16 protein-coding genes are annotated in these 18393 nt (G+C 69.0%); 8 read left to right on the forward strand and 8 right to left on the reverse strand.

Going from position 1 to position 18393, the window contains the following annotated elements:
- Nucleotides 1-5 precede the first annotated feature (5 nt).
- The 4 genes from ispG (at nt 6) to DKM19_RS07980 (ending at nt 5114) form a co-directional block, all read left to right on the forward strand.
- Nucleotides 6-1175 (forward strand): flavodoxin-dependent (E)-4-hydroxy-3-methylbut-2-enyl-diphosphate synthase, encoded by a 1170-nt coding sequence (gene ispG / locus DKM19_RS07965; RefSeq protein ID WP_110695137.1) that lies wholly within the window; start codon nt 6-8, stop codon nt 1173-1175.
- Nucleotides 1176-1556: 381 nt separating this feature from the next.
- Entirely contained in the window at nt 1557-3122 is a 1566-nt protein-coding gene (locus DKM19_RS07970) for an alpha/beta hydrolase (protein ID WP_110695138.1), read from the forward strand.
- An 86-nt stretch (nt 3123-3208) separates the two neighbouring features.
- Nucleotides 3209-4051 carry a GNAT family N-acetyltransferase gene (locus tag DKM19_RS07975; protein ID WP_089207816.1) on the forward strand — a complete coding sequence of 281 codons (843 nt, stop codon included), beginning with the start codon at nt 3209-3211 and terminating at the stop codon, nt 4049-4051.
- Between the two features lie 238 nt (nt 4052-4289).
- A complete protein-coding gene (locus DKM19_RS07980) occupies nt 4290-5114 on the forward strand; it encodes a hypothetical protein (protein WP_110695139.1) in 825 nt (274 codons plus the stop codon).
- A 118-nt stretch (nt 5115-5232) separates the two neighbouring features.
- Here the strand turns inward: DKM19_RS07980 and DKM19_RS07985 are convergent, their stop codons facing one another.
- Together DKM19_RS07985 and DKM19_RS07990 are read right to left on the reverse strand one after the other, a co-directional pair.
- On the reverse strand, nt 5233-6432 hold the full coding sequence (locus DKM19_RS07985; protein WP_110695140.1) for a HAMP domain-containing sensor histidine kinase: 1200 nt from the start codon (nt 6430-6432) through the stop codon (nt 5233-5235).
- Nucleotides 6429-7085, reverse strand: coding sequence for a response regulator transcription factor (locus DKM19_RS07990; protein ID WP_110695141.1), 657 nt, complete (start codon nt 7083-7085; stop codon nt 6429-6431). Before DKM19_RS07990 ends, DKM19_RS07985 begins: the two co-directional genes overlap by 4 nt.
- A 150-nt stretch (nt 7086-7235) precedes the next feature.
- Here DKM19_RS07990 and DKM19_RS07995 point away from each other — a divergent pair, with 150 nt between their 5' ends.
- On the forward strand, nt 7236-8717 hold the full coding sequence (locus DKM19_RS07995) for a hypothetical protein (protein WP_239514141.1): 1482 nt from the start codon (nt 7236-7238) through the stop codon (nt 8715-8717).
- Nucleotides 8718-8764: 47 nt separating this feature from the next.
- Here the strand turns inward: DKM19_RS07995 and DKM19_RS08000 are convergent, their stop codons facing one another.
- Nucleotides 8765-9355, reverse strand: coding sequence for a TetR/AcrR family transcriptional regulator (locus DKM19_RS08000; RefSeq protein WP_204358700.1), 591 nt, complete (start codon nt 9353-9355; stop codon nt 8765-8767).
- Between the two features lie 76 nt (nt 9356-9431).
- On the opposite strand from DKM19_RS08000, the gene DKM19_RS08005 reads away from it, so the two are divergent.
- Nucleotides 9432-9758, forward strand: coding sequence for a rhodanese-like domain-containing protein (locus DKM19_RS08005; RefSeq protein ID WP_110695142.1), 327 nt, complete (start codon nt 9432-9434; stop codon nt 9756-9758).
- Nucleotides 9759-9942: 184 nt separating this feature from the next.
- On the opposite strand, the gene DKM19_RS08010 is transcribed toward DKM19_RS08005, so the two are convergent.
- The 5 genes from DKM19_RS08010 to DKM19_RS08030 all read right to left on the reverse strand — a co-directional run bounded on the left by DKM19_RS08010 (nt 9943) and on the right by DKM19_RS08030 (nt 14308).
- Nucleotides 9943-10320 carry a DUF3037 domain-containing protein gene (locus tag DKM19_RS08010; protein ID WP_204358701.1) on the reverse strand — a complete coding sequence of 126 codons (378 nt, stop codon included), beginning with the start codon at nt 10318-10320 and terminating at the stop codon, nt 9943-9945.
- Nucleotides 10317-11126, reverse strand: coding sequence for a HipA family kinase (locus tag DKM19_RS08015; protein ID WP_110695143.1), 810 nt, complete (start codon nt 11124-11126; stop codon nt 10317-10319). Before DKM19_RS08015 ends, DKM19_RS08010 begins: the two co-directional genes overlap by 4 nt.
- Nucleotides 11127-11254: 128 nt before the next feature.
- On the reverse strand, nt 11255-12136 hold the full coding sequence (locus tag DKM19_RS08020; RefSeq protein ID WP_110695144.1) for a TIGR03619 family F420-dependent LLM class oxidoreductase: 882 nt from the start codon (nt 12134-12136) through the stop codon (nt 11255-11257).
- A gap of 133 nt (nt 12137-12269) precedes the next feature.
- Nucleotides 12270-13520: an LLM class flavin-dependent oxidoreductase gene (locus DKM19_RS08025; RefSeq protein ID WP_110695145.1), complete on the reverse strand. Its 1251-nt coding sequence runs from the start codon at nt 13518-13520 to the stop codon at nt 12270-12272.
- Nucleotides 13517-14308 carry an alpha/beta fold hydrolase gene (locus DKM19_RS08030; RefSeq protein ID WP_110695146.1) on the reverse strand — a complete coding sequence of 264 codons (792 nt, stop codon included), beginning with the start codon at nt 14306-14308 and terminating at the stop codon, nt 13517-13519. Before DKM19_RS08030 ends, DKM19_RS08025 begins: the two co-directional genes overlap by 4 nt.
- 445 nt (nt 14309-14753) lie before the next feature.
- On the opposite strand from DKM19_RS08030, the gene DKM19_RS08035 reads away from it, so the two are divergent.
- Together DKM19_RS08035 and DKM19_RS52915 are read left to right on the forward strand one after the other, a co-directional pair.
- Nucleotides 14754-16802 carry a PASTA domain-containing protein gene (locus tag DKM19_RS08035; protein ID WP_110695147.1) on the forward strand — a complete coding sequence of 683 codons (2049 nt, stop codon included), beginning with the start codon at nt 14754-14756 and terminating at the stop codon, nt 16800-16802.
- A gap of 338 nt (nt 16803-17140) precedes the next feature.
- Nucleotides 17141-17764, forward strand: a complete 624-nt coding sequence (locus DKM19_RS52915; RefSeq protein WP_162641358.1) for an SSI family serine proteinase inhibitor — start codon at nt 17141-17143, stop codon at nt 17762-17764.
- Nucleotides 17765-18393 lie beyond the last annotated feature (629 nt).

An 18393-nucleotide genomic window follows, 5' to 3' on the forward strand; every position in this document is an offset into this window, starting at 1 on the left:
TGAAAATGACTTCTGTTGCTCTCGGGATCCCGTCCGTCAGGACCAGGCCGATCGCCGAGCGACGTAAATCTCGTCAGATCATGGTCGGTTCCGTTCCGGTGGGTGGGGACGCGCCGGTCTCCGTGCAGTCGATGACCACCACGGTCACCGCCGATATCAATGCAACGCTCCAACAGATCGCCGAACTGACCGCCTCGGGCTGTCAGATCGTGCGGGTGGCCGTGCCCACCCAGGACGACGCCGACGCGCTGGCCACCATCGCGCGCAAGTCGCAGATCCCGGTGATCGCCGATATCCACTTCCAGCCCAAATACGTCTTCGCCGCGATCGCGGCGGGCTGCGCGGCGGTCCGGGTCAATCCGGGCAACATCAAAAAGTTCGACGACAAGGTCGGGGAGATCGCCCGGGCCGCGTCCGAGCACGGGGTGCCGATCCGGATCGGCGTCAACGCCGGCTCGCTGGATCCCCGGCTGCTGGCCAAGTACGGCAAGGCCACCCCCGAGGCGCTGGTGGAGTCCGCGCTGTGGGAGTGCTCGCTGTTCGAAGAGCACGACTTCCGTGACATCAAGATCTCGGTCAAGCACAACGACCCGGTGGTGATGGTCCAGGCCTACCGGCTGCTCGCGGCGCAGTGTGAATATCCGCTGCATCTCGGTGTCACCGAGGCGGGCCCGGCCTTCCAGGGCACGATCAAGTCCGCGGTGGCGTTCGGGGCGTTGCTGGCCGAGGGGATCGGCGACACCATCCGGGTGTCGCTGTCGGCGCCGCCGGTGGAGGAGGTCAAGGTCGGCAACCAGATCCTGGAGTCGCTGAACCTGCGCGAGCGCGGCCTGGAGATCGTCTCCTGCCCGTCGTGTGGGCGGGCTCAGGTGGATGTCTACACGCTGGCCGAGCAGGTCCAGGCCGGGCTTGAGGGGCTGAAGGTGCCGCTGCGGGTGGCGGTGATGGGGTGTGTGGTCAACGGTCCCGGTGAGGCGCGGGAGGCCGATCTCGGGGTCGCCTCGGGTAACGGCAAGGGCCAGATCTTCGTCAAGGGTGAGGTCATCAAGACCGTTCCCGAGTCCCAGATCGTCGAGACCTTGATCGAGGAGGCCCTGCGCCTGGCCGAGCAGATGGGCGTCGACGTCGATCTGGACGACGACGACGCTCCCGGCCCCCAGGTCGTCGTCCGCTAGCGGCTCCGCCCCGAGGCCGACCGGGCTTTCCGCGATCAGGAGCAGCACCTGCCCCTGATCCGACCCGGTCACGGCTCGGGGGCCCTCGCCGGGGACCGCTGGTCGCCGGCGCCTCCGGTGACGCTCCGGGGTGAAGTGCTCCCCGCGGACGAATCCAAAGAATTCCACACAGTGCGGGTCCGTGCCTCTGCGCGGGCCCGCACTGTCGTTACCTGCGGCCGGTAGGTCTTTCGATGAAACCGTTTGCCGTGACCATCGCCGTATGCTTACACATGGCAATCACTTGACTACACATTGGTAAGCATCTGGTTGTGTCGCGGGTGGGTCGTGCATCGCACGGGAGACCATCGCCTCTGCCGTATAAGTAGGGGGGATTCCACCGTGAAGAGGCTTGTCGGGATTGTCGCCGGCATTGGGATGCTGGCCGTCGCCGGAGCTCCACAGGGGGCCACGGCCCAGGAGCGGGCCGCGTTGGTCTGGGGGCCCTGCGAGAAGGAGAGCAAGCCCGTGTCGCCCGGGAATTCGCCCGCCCCCGCCGAGCCGGCGGGCAGCAGGGAGGAGTGCGCCACCCTGAGGGTGCCGCTCGACTACAGCAACCCGGATCAGACCATCGGCATCGCCCTGAACCGGATCAAGGGGAAGACCTCGCGAGACCATCTGGGCGCGCTGCTGGTCAATCCCGGAGGCCCCGGGGCATCCGGCCGGAGTCTGGCCAAGACCGTGGCCGCGGGCCTTCCCGCCAACCTGGCCGACAGGTTCGACGTGATCGGCTTTGATCCTCGCGGGGTGGGGCACAGCGAGCCCGCGATGAAGTGCATGGACTTCGAGACGTATTACAAGGCGCCCGGCCTCGACCATGTGCCGGCGAACAAACAGGAGGAGTCCGCCCTGATCGACCGGGCCCGCCAGTACGCCACGGCGTGCGGTGACCGGTGGGGCTGGCTGCTACCCCACATAAGCACCGAGAACTCCGCCAGAGACCTCGACGAGATCAGGGCGGCACTGGGCGAGTCCAAGATCAGCTACCTGGGTTACTCCTACGGCACCTACCTCGGCGCGGTCTACGCCACGCTCTTCCCCGACCGGGTCAAGCGGCTCATCCTGGACAGCGTGGTGGACCCCCGGCAGGTCTGGTACGGCTCCAATCTCATTCAGGACGCCACCTTCGACCGACGGCACCGAGACTTCCTGAGGTGGACGGCCCGTCACAACCGGGTCTACAGACTCGGCTCAACGGAGAAGGCGGTCTCCTTCGCCTGGTACGCCATGCGTGAGCGGCTGCGCACCCGCCCGGCCGCGGGGGTGGTCGGCCCGAGCGAGTTGGACGACGTCTACACCGTCGGCGGCTACTCCGACGTCATCTGGCCGCAACTCGCCAAGGCGTTCTCCGCCTACGTGAAGAAGGACGAGACGGCTCTCCTGCTCAGCGCCTACCGCCAGCACGCTCTGAACGACGCCAACGACGAGAACAACTACGCGGTCTATCTCGGAGTGCAGTGTCACGACGCCGCCTGGCCGCGTGACTGGGCCCGGTGGCGGACCGACACGACCAAGCTGCACACCAAGGCGCCCTTCCTGACCTGGACCAACGCCTGGTACAACGCGCCGTGCGCGTTCTGGCCCGAGAAGGCCGGCACACCGGTGAAGATCCAGGGCAGCAAGAAGTTGCCGCCGATCATGCTTGTCCAGGCCGAGCGTGACGCCGCCACGCCGTACGCCGGGGCCGTGCGGATGCGCAAGCTGTTCGGCAGCGCCCGGTTGCTGGTCGTGCCCACCGGTAACCACGGGGTCTCTCTCGCGGGAAACCGCTGCGTGGACCGGCGTCTGGCCGCCTATCTCAAGGACGGCACCCTGCCCGGTGCGGCCGGACATGCGGCCAAAGGCCCGGACGCCCGCTGTGCGGGCACTCCCGCGCCGGTGCCCGTTCCCGTGCTCTCCAAGTCGTGACGGCGGAGTCCGGGTTTAACGGGTAGATGAGAGGCTCTGTGTTGGTTCCTGCCAAAATCGAGGGGGTCGCGTAGGCTAAACGGGTGATGCTGCGCACAACGGCGTCGCGCGTGCTCGACGACAACGATCGTGACGAGGTTTTGGCGCTTCTTGACGCCGATCCCGTCGGTAACGTCTTCGTCGCTTCCAGGGTCCGTTCCGTCGGACTCAATCCGGCCAGGCTTGGTGGCCAGATGTGGGGATTCGGGCCGCGCGGTGGCCTGACCTCCCTCTGCTACGCCGGGGCCAACCTGGTCCCGGTGAACGCCGGCCCAGACGCCGTCCATGCCTTCGCCGACCGCGCCCGCAAGCAGGGCCGCCGCTGCTCCTCGATCGTCGGCCCGTCCGACGTGGTGGAGCTGCTCTGGGAGCGGCTCGCACCCTACTGGGGCACCGCCCGTGCGATCCGGTGGGCGCAACCGGTGATGGTGGCCACCGGGCCTTCCCCGGTCCCGATCGACCCGTTGGTCCGCAGAGTCCGGCCCGAGGAGTTCGAGACCCTGCTCCCCGCCTGCGTGGCGATGTTCACCGAGGAGGTGGGCGTCTCCCCGGACGCGGGGGACGGCGGCGCCCTCTATCGCTCCCGGGTCGCCGAGCTGATCAGGATCGGCAGATCCTACGCGCGGATCGAGGACGGCCGTGTCGTCTTCAAGGCCGAGATCGGCGCGGTGACTCCGCTCGCCTGCCAGATCCAGGGCGTGTGGGTCCACCCCGACCTGCGAGGCCGTGGACACGCGGTGGCCGGGATGGCCGCGGTGGTCAAGCACGCGCTCGACTGCTTCGCGCCGGTGGTCTCGCTGTACGTCAACGACTACAACCTCCCGGCCAGGGCGGCCTATCGCAAAGCCGGATTCAAAGAGGTCGGCACCTTCATGTCGGTGCTCTTCTGAAGCCCTCGGCGCCGACCGACCCTGCCCGCGAACGGACATGGCCTGCAAAACCGTCGGCCCGGCCTGTGCAGGTTCAGGTCCCGCACCTGACACACCAGTAGAAACAGCCCTCTCACCAGCGGAAACGCGGCGCGGGGGCTGTTCTCGGATGTTCGGCTGTTCATGGTTGTCAACGGCGTTCCACGGCTGATCGTTTTTGACGATCCGGCGATGGAGACGCGGCTGGCACCATTGAGCGGTGTCGAACATCTTCACGGACTTCATCCGGGTCTACGCGCAACCCAATCGGCGAATAGACGAGGTCGAGGCACAGTGGATCACCTGGCAGCTGCTCGGGCCGCATGGTTCGTACCACGTTCCCGTTGTGATCCGGTGCGCGCCGGCGGGGCAGTACGTCGACATCCAGTACGGCTCGGGTAAGAGCCCCGAGATCGTGGACTTCTGCGAGAACCACGTGGGGTACTGGCGATACCAGACGATCTGGGGCCGGCACTTCGACGAGGGCGGCACCCAGGACGAGATCTGGCGCGACGACGCCAACGAAGGCCCCCGGCGCCACTGCCGATACGGCTTTGACGAGGTGCGCGTGATCACCACGGGTGAGCGGCCTGCCGTGGGGGAGCAGGAGCGGTGGCAACGTGGTTGCGACGGCTCCTGGCGGCTGCCGATCGCCGGCAGCTACCGCACGGGCAACGACCGCTACGCGTACGTCGGCTCGGACGCCACTCCCACGACGAAACCGCCCGTGCCCACCCCGACGGCGTTGCCCACTCCGACGACACCGAACGCACGAGGAGAGGCGCTGGCGGGTATCGACCCACCCTGGCTGGCTCCGCTCGCCGACGAGCACCCGGGCGTGACCCTGATCGAGTATCGCTGGCGGGGACGGGTGGTGCACCGCGCCCGCGAGGAGGACGAGGAGTGGGGTCGTTCCTGGGAGCACCGCTGCGCCGACGACTGGGACAACTGCCTCGACCCGGACTTCCTCCGCTTCGTCGGCGCAACCGACCTGCTCGTCTCCGAGGAGGTGTATCGCCGTGACGACCTGGCACCGGGTCGGTGACGAGGGCGACCGCAACATTCGGTGAATCCGGAAACGGCGCCCGACCAGGTGTTTCCCGGGGTTTCGAGGCCGAACTACGCGAGGGCGACGACGAGGACAACCACGGACCGGATGGTGGTCACGATTGCTCGCGCGGCAGCTCGACAGCGATGGTGAGGCCGCCCTCCTCGCGAGGGCTGGCGGTCACGGTGCCGCTGTGGGCCTCGGCGACGACCCTGACGATCGACAGCCCGAGGCCGCTGCCGCGGTCGGAGCGCAGCCGGTCGCCGTGCAGCCGCCGGAACGGCTCGAAGATCGTCTCGATCTCGTAGGAAGGCACGGGGAGCCCGGTGTTCGCCACCATCAGTTCCACCCGGTCGGCCCGCTGCCGGGTGGACACCCACACCTCGCCGCCGGGGTGGTTGTGCCGTATGGCGTTCTCCACGAGGTTCTGCGCGAGCCGCTCGACCAGCACCGCCTCACCGGCGGTCGGCGCGGGATCCAGCAGCCGGTGGACGGTGACCTCGCTGTCCCCGGCCTCTTTGGCCGCCAGGTCCAGCACGTGCTCGACGACGTCGGCCAGGTCGAAGGGACGCCGGTCGAGAACCGTGCGCTCGCCTTCCGACAGGGCGAGCAGCGCGTCGATTAGCCGCTCGTGCCTGGTGTTGACCATCAGAAGGGATTCCCCGAGGCGCCTGACGTCCTCGGTCGCGTCGGGCCGGCGGACCGCCACGTCCACGAGGGTGCGGTTGATGGTGAGCGGGGTGCGCAGCTCGTGTGAGGCGTTGGCGATGAAGCGCCGCTGGCCGTCGTATGAGCGGGCCAGACGGCCGAGAATGCCGTCGACGCTGTCGGCGAGCTCTTTGATCTCGTCCTCCGGTCCGTCGTGGGCGATGCGTTCGGCGAGATCATGGCTCTGCGCGACCTGTCGCACGCTCTCGGTCACCGATCTGACGGGGCGGATCACCCATCCGGCGGCCCGCCAGCCGGCCGCGGTGGCGAGGCCGCCGGCCGCGAGGAGCCCGAGGCCGCCCACGGTGAGCACGTTCTTGACGGTGTCGCGCTGGTAGACCCGCCTGACCTGCGCGACCCGCTGCTGGGCCACGTAGTACGCATCGCTTTGCCCCGACGAGTAGAAGATCTTCAAGACGGCCGGATCGGTGGGCGGGGGCAGGTACCTCTTGCCCGCGACCGTGATGGACGTGGGCTGGCGTAGCCCGTCACGGGGTTCCAGGCTCTGCCGGACGACAAAGGAGACCGCGACCAGCAGCACGGCGCCGGCGAGGACGAATACCGCGCCGCAGGCGAGGGCGAAGCGCAGCCGTACGCTCGTCTTCACGGGATGCGGTATCCGGCCCCGGTGACGGTCTCGATGACCGCCGGCTCGCCGATCTTGCGCCGTAGTTTCATCATCGTCGTCCTCACGGTGTTGGTGAACGGGTCGATGTGCTCGTCCCACACCTTCTCCAGCAGCGTCTCGGCGGAGACCACCGCCCCGCCGGCGCGCAGCAACTCGGCCAGCACGCCGAACTCCTTGCGGGCGAGCGGCACGTAGCGGCCGTCCCGGAACACCTGCCGGTGCGCCCAGTCCAGACGGATGCCGGCCCGTTCCAGCAGCGGGGGGTCGGCCGGGCGTACCCGGCGGCCCAGCGCGTGGACGCGGGCGACGAGTTCCTCGAAGGCGAACGGCTTGGGCAGGTAGTCGTCGGCGCCGAGGGACAGGCCCTCCACCCGGGAGCGCAGGTCGCCGGACGCGGTGAGCATGATGACGCGTACCAGCGCGCCGTCGGTCACCAGGGCCCTGCACACGTCGTCACCGTGCATGCCCGGCAGATCGCGGTCCAGGATGAGCACGTCGTAGTCGTGGACGCGGAGCCGCTCCAGGGCCGACTCGCCGTCGTAGGCGATGTCGACGGCGAGTGCCTCGCCACGCAACCCCTCACCGATGGAGTCGGCGAGCATGCGCTCGTCCTCGGCGACCAGCACTCGCACGGCAGCTCCTTGATCTTGAGATCGCACCAGCCTGCCAGAGGCGGCATAACGCGGACATAACCGGATTCGGTGACGCCAAGGTTATCGAGCGATCGCTGGACTGCCCTCGCCGCGCCGGGAACCGCCCGGCGCTTGATCGGGGGCTCGACCATGCTCGTCTCTACCGTCGGCGTCCAGGTCGTCCACACCGTGGACCAGGGCAGGCCGTCCTTCCTCCGCCGGTTCTTCGCGACCGGCCACGGGGTCTTCGCCATCGCGATCGTGCTCGCGGCAGCGCTTCGCTGCCTTGTCATGCTGGGCTACGACACCGCGCAGCTCTACTGGTACGACTCCTTCACCTACCTGGACACCGCCGTCCACCTCCAGCCCTCCGGGGCGTTCCACCCCGCTGGGTACTCCTTCTTCCTGCGGCTGCTCCTGCCGTTCCACAGCGTCGAACTGGTGGCGGGCGTGCAGCACGTCATGGGGCTCGGCATGGCTTTGATGATCTATCTGGTGCTCCGCCGCCGGTCGCTTCCCGGGTGGGGGGCGACGCCGGCCACCCTGCCCGTGCTGTTCGACCCGGCGTTCCTCAGGCTGGAACACGCCGTGCTGTCCGACACACAGGTCACCTTCCTCATCGTGTCCGCGCTGACCGTCCTGCTGTGGCGGACCAGGCCGTCGGTGCGCGCCTGCACCGCGGTGGGCCTGCTGCTGGCGCTGGCCGGGCTCACCCGAACGGTCGCGGTGCCGCTGCTCGGCCTCGTCCTGATCCATTTGATCATCCAGCGGGTCGGCCGCCGGCAGATGATCGCACTCGCCGTCGCCGGGCTGCTGCCTCTCGCCGGCTACGCGGGCTGGTACCAGGCGCATCACGGCCGGTTCGCGCTCAGCGGCTCGGACGGTGTGGCGCTCTGGGCTCGCACGATGACGTTCGCCGACTGTTCGGTGATCAAGCCGCCGGTCGAGGAGGCGAAGCTCTGCCCGAACGGCACCGTGGTCGACGCCGCCTCGGAGTACGTGTGGGCCGCGGACGCCTCGCTGAACAGGCTGCCGGGCGACCGCTTCTCCCACAACGACCTGGCCCGTTCCTTCGCCCTGCGCGCGATCGCCGCGCAGCCGCTGGACTACCTTGGCGCAGTCGTCCACGACACCTCGCTCGCCTTCGCGTGGACCCCGGTACGCCACCCCCTGCGCGTCTCGCCCGCGCTGACGTTCCCTCACGGTTCGTGGCCGCTGCCCGGCTTCCCGCTGATCGACAAGGTACGCGGGGAGTACGACGGCGACATCCGCGGAATGTCCTCCGTCGAGCCGTATGGGAGCGTCCTTGCCGCCTATGCCCTTCCCGCCGTGCTGCACGGCCCGTTGCTCGGCGCCATGCTGCTGCTGGGCGGCCTCGGCTCGATCGGCCGGCGGCGGGCGGCGTTGCTGCCGTGGGCGACGGCCGCATTCCTGCTTGTCGCGCCCATCGCCGCACTGGACTTCGACCACCGCTACGTGCTGCCCGCGATCCCCATGGCCTGCCTCGCCGCCGCACTGGGCGCCACGAGCCTGGCCGCGCGGCTGCGCCGGATTCAGTCGTCGGTCATCGCCCGTCGACACCGGCCCGGCGGTCAGACGAGACGTGCCGGCCAACCCGGGCGAGACGCTTGAGGCCCGCGCGGATGGGCGCGGGTTCGCGGGGTGGGCTGAGCCTTGGCTCACTGCCCGGGACGTTGCATCGCCGATCGCGCGAGGCGGAGAAGGCCGGCGCGTATCCGTTTTTCGCCCAGCTCCGGCAGGAGCGCGGATACGTGCTCGGCCGACAAGGCGGCCAGCACGGCATGGGCGGCGTGTTCGGGGTCGGGCGTGGCGCTGAGCAGGATCGCCAGGTGGCGGTGCCAGAACCGGTAGGCCCCGATCCGGTATCGGGCACCGGGTGACGCGGTCTCCGACATCCGGATCAGATCCAGGTATTCCAGCAGATAGTCGAAATAGGCGTCGATGAACGCGGCGAGCCGCTCGTCGGCTGCCGCTCCGAGGCCGAGTGGTGGCGGTCCATGCAGGATCGCCTCCTGCAGCACGCGCTCCCGGGCGTCCAGCAGGGCGACGGCCAATCCGGACTTGTCGCCGAACCGGCGGAACAAGGTGCCCTTGCCGACACCGGCGGCCGCGGCCACCTGGTCCATGGACACCGCCTCCACGCCCTGTTCGGCGAACAGCCGGGCCGCGGCCTTCAGTACGGCAGCCCGGTTGCGTGCCGCGTCCACCCGCTCCTTGGGGGGTGGCGTGCGCAGCAGTTCCAGCGGCATTGCAGAATCGGACTGCGGTCCGTTATTGTCATGAGCCACAACCGGACTATAGTCCAATTGTCTTGGAGGCAGTGGCATGACCGCTCTCATCACCCGAAACGAGCTGCAGACAGCGATCGACGCGGGCACCGTGACCGTTGTCGACGCACTCGGCGGAGACTACTACGCACAGCAGCATCTGCCCGGCGCCCTCGCGCTGGTCAGGGACGAGGTCGACAACCTGGCGCCCTCCCTGCTCCCCGACCTCGACGCCGCGATCGTCACCTACTGCTCCAACCCGGCATGCCCCAACAGCGGCCAGGTCGCCGACCGGCTCACCGCCCTCGGCTACACCAACGTCCGCAAGTACCGCGAGGGCATAGAGGACTGGGCCGGCGCCGGTCTGCCCATCGAATCCGCCTGATCCCTACCCGGTGGAGGGGCAACGCGAGAAGCGGTGCCCCTCCACCGGTGGTCGCACATCTCCGCGTCACGCCCGAGCCGGGGTGACCCGCTCGGTGGCCAGGCCACGAATCCGCGCAGCTCAGATGTCAGGCGGCCGGGGGCGGCTTCGAAAGCATTGCCCTCAACCCACCTCGTGACAGACCCTAGAGGCTGCGCACCAGCCGGGTGACCAGGTGTTCCAGCTCGGCCTCGGGGTCGGCGGTGAGACCGGCGTGAACCGGGCCGGTCTGCACGATCGTGCTGCGCGGGGCGGTCAGCCAGCGGAACCTGCTGCCCAGCGGCTCCCCGGTCAGCGGCCCCGCGTCGTCGGTACAGGAGCGCTGGTAGGCGCCGAGCGCGTGCCGTACCCCGTCGACGTCCACCCCGGCGTCGAGCGCGTGCAGCCGTATCTCGTCCAGCTCCACGCGCGCGCACAGGTAGCTCCGTGGCTGGCAGTAGAGCAGCACCCCGGCGTTGATCAGCTCGCCCCGCTCCACGCGGGGGATGACCCGGATCACCGCGTACTCGTAGACGTCTCTCACCGGTTGCCCTTCCAGAACGCGCCCACGGAGCCGGTCTTCCTCTCTTGCCTGGCCGTGACCGAGGGCTCGGGCAGCCAGGTGCGCGGCCCCTGCGCGCGGGCGAGCAGGTGCTCGACATACGCCTGCCGTACGGCCTGCGCCCCGTCGAACCCCGGCTCGTCCTCCAGCCACTCGTCGGGAACCTCGTCGACCACCCCGTCCAGAAGATCCCTGGTGATCAACTCACTGAACTCGGCGTCGACCTCCGCCACCCGGGTGGCGAAGGGGGCCAGCACGTGATCGCTCGCATCGTAGCCGCGCAGCGGGTCGGCGGTGGGCCAGTTGTGGTGGAACCAGAGCGCGGCGCCATGGTCGATCAGCCAGACGTCGCCGTGCCAGAGAAGCAGGTTCGGGTTGCGCCAGCTCCGGTCCACGTTGTGGATCAGCGCGTCGAACCAGAGCAGCCGGGAGGCGAAGTCCGGGTCGGGGGGCCAGGTGAGCGGGTCGAAGCCGAGCGCGGCGGGCAGGAAGTCGATCGCCAGATTATGGCCGGTGCTGGCCTGGAGCAGATCCTGGATCTCCTCGTCGGGCTCGCGGGCGCCGAGCTGCGGATCGACGTCGACCACCTTCAGCTCGGGGGTGCGAAAGCCGAGCCGCCTGGCCAGCTCGGCGCAGATGATCTCGGCGACGAGCACCCGGCGACCCTGCCCGGCACCCCGAAATTTCACGACGTAGGTGCCGAGGTCATCCGCCTCCATCACCCCGGGAAGCGACCCGCCCTCGCGGAGCGGCGTTACGTAACGGGTGGCCCTGATCTCTTCCAGCACTTCGCCAGGCTACCGCGTCGTTCTGGTGCCGCCTTGGCGTCGGGAGGATGCCGGACGGTGGAGCGTGCCGGCAGGGCTCGCGGTCACCGCACAATGAAGATCCGTGCGATGAGGCGTCGGGGAGGACGTCAAATCTTGGCGATGACCTCCTCGGCGAAGCGTTCGATGGTGGCGACCTTGAGCTCGATGCCGTCGCCGTGCTCGGCCTTCTCCTGCGGCGTCGCCAGCCACCAGGGCGCGACCAGCGTCCCGGTGACGCCCTTGTCGGCGAAGCGGCGGTAGGTGGCCGCGTCGGGCATGACCGCGAGGGGCGCGATGATGTCCAGGTCGTCCTGTGCCCTGCCGTACTCCCTCAGGTAGCGCCGCAGGTCGGCGATGACCGCGTCGAGCTGCTCCTCGCGGTAGACGCGGTTGCCCATCCAGCCGTCGCCGATCCTGGCCGCGCGGCGGAGCGCCGCCTCGCTGTCGCCGCCGACGAAAAACGGCACGGGCTCCGCGGGGACGGGGGAGATCGACAGCGGGCCGTACTCGAAGTGGGTGCCGTGGTGTTCGACCGATCCGCCCGCCCAGAGCTCGCGCAGGGCCGGGATCATCTCGTCCAGCCTGCGGCCCCGGGTGTGGAAGTCCTGGCCGGTCTGGACGAACTCCTCCTTGCACCAGCCGACCCCGACGCCGAACGTCACCCGGTCCCCGGACAGTACGGCGGCCGTGGAGACCTGCTTTGCGACGCTGAACAGGTCGCGAGCCGGGGCGACGTAGACGTTCGGGGCGAAGCGCAACGTCGAGGTGACCGCGGACATCGCGCCGATCGTCACCCACACGTCCGGCCAGTGCGTGTCGGCGTTCCAGCGGGGCACGCCGGTTTTCGAATAGGGATAGGGGGAGTCGAAGTCGGCGTAGAAGATGTGGTCCGACAACGTGAGCGTGTGGATGCCGCAGCGTTCCGACGCCCTGGCCAGTTCGACGAACTGGCCGGTCTCGACGAACGACGCTCCAAGCCAGAACTGCATGGATCCTCCGCGAGCCTGGAAATGATGAAATTTCGAGAGATGTCCCTCGGCGCAGCCGGGGGACATCTCCGGACACCGGACCGGAGATGCCGATCCCGGACGCCTGCGCGGGACGGCCGACCCGGGATGGGGATCAGCCGGAGAACTCGGGGATGACCTTGGTGGCGAACAGTTCCAGGTTCCGCTTGACGGTGTCGAGCGGCAGGACGCCCTGCTGTCCCTGCATGAACAGGCCGAACCACTCCAGGTCGGGCATCCGGTCGAGCATGCGCTGGATGCCGCGCTTGACGTCGTCGGGACTGCCGAGCAGAGCCATCTCGACCTCGTTCATGCGCTTGTAGTCGCCCTTCTCCGGACTGATCGGCTTGTGGCTGTCGTCCTCCTCCCGGCGGAGGACCTCCAGATAGCCGAACGGGCCGAAGAAGGCGGCGAAGTCCTTCTGCATGCCCTTGCCGTAGGTGGCGATGGCCTCCTCGCGGGTGTCGGCCATACCGATGATCTTGAGGATGCCCGTGTGCTCGCCCAGCTTGTAGTCACGACCGCACTTGGCCGACTCCTCCTGGTAGAGCCTGGCCTTGGCGGCGTGCTCGTCGGGGTTCGGGGTGAACATCCACGGCAGGATGTCCTCCTGCGCCGCCCGGATCACCGAGCGGTCGGAGATGGTGAACGGCTGCCACAGTTCGGGATACGGATTCTGGTACGGCTTGGGCCCGACCGAGACCGCGTGAATCCTGCCCTGGTCGTCCACCTCGCCCGGCGCGCCGAACTTCCGGGTCCACTCCAGCGCTGGCCAGCCCTCGATGCCGTCGAACGGTGCGGGCACCTCGTAGTCGAGCACGTCGGACCTGTAGCGGAGGGTGTCCTGGGTCCACGCCATCTTCATGATCTTCAGGACCTCGCCGAAGACGTCGAAGTTGCGGGTGTCGGTCCGGGAGCCGTCGGAGCGGGCGGCGGTGGCCTGCCAGCGCTGGCCGAGCACGTTCATCCACCGGTTCTGGTAACCGCGGGCCACGCCCAGGCGGAGCCGTCCCTTGCTGAAGTGGTCGAGCAGCGCCACGTCCTCGGCCGCGCGGATCGGGTCCCAGGCGGGCAGCACGATGCCCAGGGGGGCCAGCAGGATGCGCTCGGTCCTGGCCGCCAGGTCGGTGAGGAACATCAGCGGGTTGACCGAGAACTCGAAGCCCTCGGAGTGGAAGTGGTGCTCGGTCATCATGAGCGCGTCGAAGCCGATCCGGTCGGCGTGGATCGCGATCTCACGGACCTCGTGAAGCAGCGCCTGATAGGACTCGACGTCCCGCCCGATCGGCCGCTTGGCGACCGCGTTCTCCTCGCTGGAGTATCCGGAACCGGGAATCTGCGGGTTCATGAATATCGCGAACTTCACGGCAGCCTCCTTAGCCAGTTCGTGACGACGGCGAGGAACTCCCCCGGACGTTCCTCGTGCAGCCGGTGGCCGCTGCCCTCCCAGGCCACGGCCTTGGAATGCGGATCCTTGAACAGGCTCGCCTCCCACGCCGCCTGAACGGGGTCGAACCAGAACGTCAGCACCGGGCAGGTCCGGCGTGACAGGTATTCCTCGGTGTTGGGACGCAGGCCGAGGGCGTCCGGGCCGTCGAACATCGCCTCGAACGCCTGGAGCAGCACGTGCGGGGGCGTGGCGACGATCCGGCGCCGATGCCACTCGCGCAGCCATTCCGGGGTCGCCGCGGAGTGGGTCCATTCGTCGTTGCGCAGGCAGACCGCCAGGGTGTCCTCGCGCATCCGCTCAATGATCGCGGGGAGGTTGCGGGCCCTCGCGCCCGCGAAGCCGTACCCGGGGTCGACCGTGACCAGCGCCTTGATCAGCGAGGGATATTCCACGGCCAGATGGGAGACGATCTGCCCGCCCATCGAGTGACCGATCGCGACGCACGACTCCACGCCGAGGGCGGCGCAGAGCAGGGCGAGGTCGTCGGCCATCTGCGGCGGGGTGTTGCCGGACTCCGGCGCGGAGGAGTAGCCGTGTCCGCGCACGTCCACCGCGATCACCCGGTACTGCCTGGCGAGAGAGGGGATGTGGTGGACCCACTCGTGGGAGTCCGATCCCAGGCCGTGGACGAGCAGCAGTGTCGTGTCTCCCGAACCGTCGTCGGTGTGGAACAGCCGCACGTCGCCCAAGTCCGTGAACGCCATAAGCACCCTTCCGTGAGGATTGCCGTACTGATCGGGGCTCGTCGGGTGGCTCTGCCCCCGGTACGCGTCGCGAACGCCCTGTCCTTCGTCATCGTCACCCGTGAGGCGAGCAGGCCACCCCAGGAATGATAACCGAGCAATCGCTTGGTCTAGCAGTGGATTCGCCCGGTGAAAAGAACGCCGTGCTCACTGTCGCAGACGGCGAGGACGAGGAGGTCGTGATCCGTCACGCTTCGGGAGGGGGATGCAGGGAGGAGCGTGTCGCGGCCGGGCTCCATGATCAATTTGGAGGAGAAGGAGTTTGCCATTCGGGTGATGTACCGCTCTTTTTCCTGACCTGAGCATCACATCAGTGTCACGGTGAGGGACACAAGGGCTTCATTTCCGTTGACTGTTGGGGATAGGTCTTCTTGAGTAAGAGGGATGGCGGTGAGGGGAGGCTCGCGTGCCATATGCGCAGCCGCTCAAAACGGGGGATCCCGCAAGACTTGGTGAATACGAGATCGTCGGCCGCTTGGGTGAGGGCGGCCAGGGGGTGGTCTATGTAGGGGTGCGTCCCGAGACGGGTCCGGAGCCGTACGCGGTCAAGCTGCTGCACGGCCCGGTCGGGGACGAACAGGAGGTCTTCCTGCGCGAGGTCGAGCTGGCCAAGCAGGTGGCCCGGTTCTGCACCGCCCAGGTGATCGACGCCGGGCTGGACGGTGATCGGCCCTACATCGTCAGCGAATACGTCGACGGGCCCTCGCTCCACCGCGAGGTGGCGGTCAGCGGGCCCCGCGAGGGAGGCGCGCTGGAGCGCCTGGCCATCGGCACGGCGACCGCCCTGTCGGCCATCCACCGTGCGGGGATCGTGCACCGTGACTTCAAGCCGCAGAACGTGCTGCTCGGCCCGGACGGGCCGAGGGTCATCGACTTCGGGCTGGCCAGGGCACTGGACGCGGTGGCCACACAGAGCGGGCGCGGCGCGGGCACCCCCGCCTACATGGCGCCCGAGCAGGTGAAGGGGGCCGAGATCAACCCGGCGGCCGACGTCTTCTCCTGGGGCGCCACGATGTGCTTCGCCGCCAACGCGCACGCGCCCTTCGGGCAGGATTCGATCGCGGCCGTCCTGCACCGCATCCTCACCGCGTCCCCGGAGCTGGGCCGCCTCGACGGACTGCTCGGCATGCTGGTCGCCGACTGCCTGGCCAAGGATCCCCGCAATCGCCCCACCAGCAGGGAACTGCTGCTCGCGCTGCTCGATGACGACGACGGGCGGTGGGCGGGGCTCCGTTCCCCGTCGAGCGCGGATCTGACCGTGCAACCCGCCCGGAGCACCCCCGACGCCCCCTCTCAGCCCTCCCAGCCCGTACGGCTCGCGAAGTCGGCCTGGTCTGCCAAGTCCGTCCGGTTCGCCGCGTCCGCCGCGTCCGCCACGTCCGCCCGGTCGGCCTGGTCCGTCAGGTCCGCCGAGTTCGCCCGATCCGGCGAGTCGAACGAGCCGCGGACCTATCCGGGGCGGGCGGCCACCAGGGCCTCGGTCGCGGTGTCGGGGGCACTGCTGGTGAGCGCGGCCGTGCTGGTGGGGGTGCTGGTCCCGGCGCTGAGCGGCGACGGCGGCGTGGTCGGGGACGGACAGACGCTGCCGGTCGTCGAGACCAGCGCCGAGGCCGAGACCACCCCGCCGACGGACAGGGCGACCCGCCCGGCCAGGCCCTCGCAGAGGGCCGAGGGCCCGTCCGCGCTCCTTCCGCCCCCTGCCGTCCCCGCGACCTCGGCGCCGGCACCGGTCTCGGGTTCGGTGTCCGTGCCCGTGCTCGTCGGTTTGGATCGTTCTGAAGCGTTGCGTCTGATCAAGCGGGCCGGCCTGGTCGCCGGGACGGCGACGTCGGTCGACTCTGACCAGCGGGTCGGTCAGGTGCTCAGCAGCCGGCCGGAGGCGGGAGCCACGGTGAAGCGGGGGACCAGGGTCAATTTTGAGTTCTCAGCGGGGGTGCGGGTGCCCGAGCTGGCCGGTCTCAGAAGGCGGTCCGCCGAAGCGGCGCTGACCGCGGCGGGACTGACCACGGGTGGGGTGACCGCGCGCTGCTCGACCCAGCCGGGCGGACAGGTGCTCGCCAGCACCCCGGGCGCGGGCAGCCATGTCTCCTCCGGCAGCGCGGTCGCGCTTGTCGTGTCCAAGCGCGGAGCCGAGGTGCCCTCGGTCATCGGTCAGAGTTCCGCGGCGGCGTCGAGCGCGCTGAGCGGGGCCGGATTCGCCGTGCGGACGCGACCGCGGCTGGTCGACGACCCGTCGAAGGCCGGCGTGGTGCTGTCGCAGAACGTGGCGCCCGGCACCTGCGCGCAGCCGGGTGCCACGGTCGCCATCGTGGTCGGCGTCGAGGGCCAGAGCGGGCCGGGGCCGGGGCCGGGGCCGGATCCGGGTCAGTCCTCCGCGACGCCGGGCTCAACGGGCCCGCAGAGCCCGACGGGCTCCGCGCCGGTGATCCCGGGGCAGAATCCTTCCGGCGATTGACGGTCGGCTCGTTCGAATCGCCGACGCATCATGGGTGGGAATGCGGCTTTATGGATATCGCGGATGCGGCGTCCATGGATACGGTCGGCGGATTGATAGCGTTCCACGGCGAGTCGCTGAGAGACATCGCGTCGTGAGCCTCTATAGCATTTCCAAAGTTCAGGGTGTAGGCCATCCCCTCGAAAAGGTCGGAAGCCTCTTTTCGGGCATTCAAGCAATGCGTATTAATTGGGGATTTCATGCGACGTCTCTTATGCTTAACCACCGCCGGGCTTTTCCTCGCCGGCGGTACGGCTACCGCAGCCACCCAGCCATCGGCTTACGAATCCAATTGGTCGATGGGCAAAGCGGTTACACCGCAGTCTCTGTCCAGCCCGCAGTGGGCCGGGCCCGCCTCACTCATTCAGCCTCCGCCTCAGCCGGGTCCGCCATGGTCCCACCCGGATCCGCCACGGCCGGGCCCTACCTGGCGCCCGGACCCGCCGCGCCCACCGCACCCGGGCCCGACCTGGCGTCCGGACCCGCCACGACCGGGCCCGACCTGGCGTCCGGACCCGCCGCGACCGCCGTGGCCGGACCCGCCGCGACCGCCATGGCCGGACCCGCGGCCGCCGCGACCGCCGTGGCCGCCGCACCCGGGTCCGACGCAGGGCTGGCCGAAGGAGCTCACCCTGACCGTCGCGAAGACATCGGTCCCGCCGTTCAGGCCGCGGGTCGTCCGGCTCAGGTGCGACCCGCCGTACGGATCGCACCCTCGTGCGGCCGAGGCGTGCGCCCTGCTGAACAGGGCGCAGGGTGATCCCGACAGGATCAGGGCGCGGCAAGAGTTCTGCCGCAGGGATTACGACCCCGTCAAAGCGACCGCGACCGGCGTCTGGAACAGACGGCCCATCCGGTATGAGCGGACCTTCAGCAACCCGTGCGTGATGCGCAACGCGACCGGCGCGGTCTTTTCCTTCTAGCGCCTTTTCCGTGAATCGTCGGGCGGTTCACTCCGTTTGATCGCGCGTGCTCGACGTCTGGGTCAGCGGGAAGCCGCTGACCCAGACGAGAGAAGATCAGATGGCCTTGCCGGGTAACGGTGAGCAAGGCGACCAATGATCTGATGCGATGGCAGCGCGCGGTAACCCCGGATTGGGGCGTCATGGCTGTTTATGCGGTATATCTCGCTATGACGCTCCGGTCCGGGCAGACCGGTACATGACGTAGAGGTAAGGCCGGGCGCTTCCCGCGCCCGAAGAGCGATCGGTCCGCGATGAGGGCGCAGGTGCGTTCTTGTCCTGTCGATTCTGAATCCTGATGATGCCTGGCGACGTGACGCCAGATCTCCGACGAGTACCCGGCCGGGGCGTGAAAGCACCGCACCGCCTGTGACGGGGAGAACCCGGGCTCGAATCGAACGCCGGCCAGAGCGGATGCCGCCGGCCGTTGGTCCGCGGCAACGCCGCCACAAGCCGCTTGAGCTCCCTCGTCGCCGTTGCCGCGGTTCGGAGCCCGGTTGATGACGGGCAGACCTCCGGCAGTCCTCTGACGGTGCCCGAGGGCAGGGCCCGCTCGCTGCGATCGTCTCCGGACCGGTCCGGTCGATTGC

The sequence above is a fragment of the Streptosporangium sp. 'caverna' genome (assembly GCF_003203775.1).
GTDB classification, from domain to species: Bacteria; Actinomycetota; Actinomycetes; order Streptosporangiales; family Streptosporangiaceae; genus Streptosporangium; species Streptosporangium subroseum.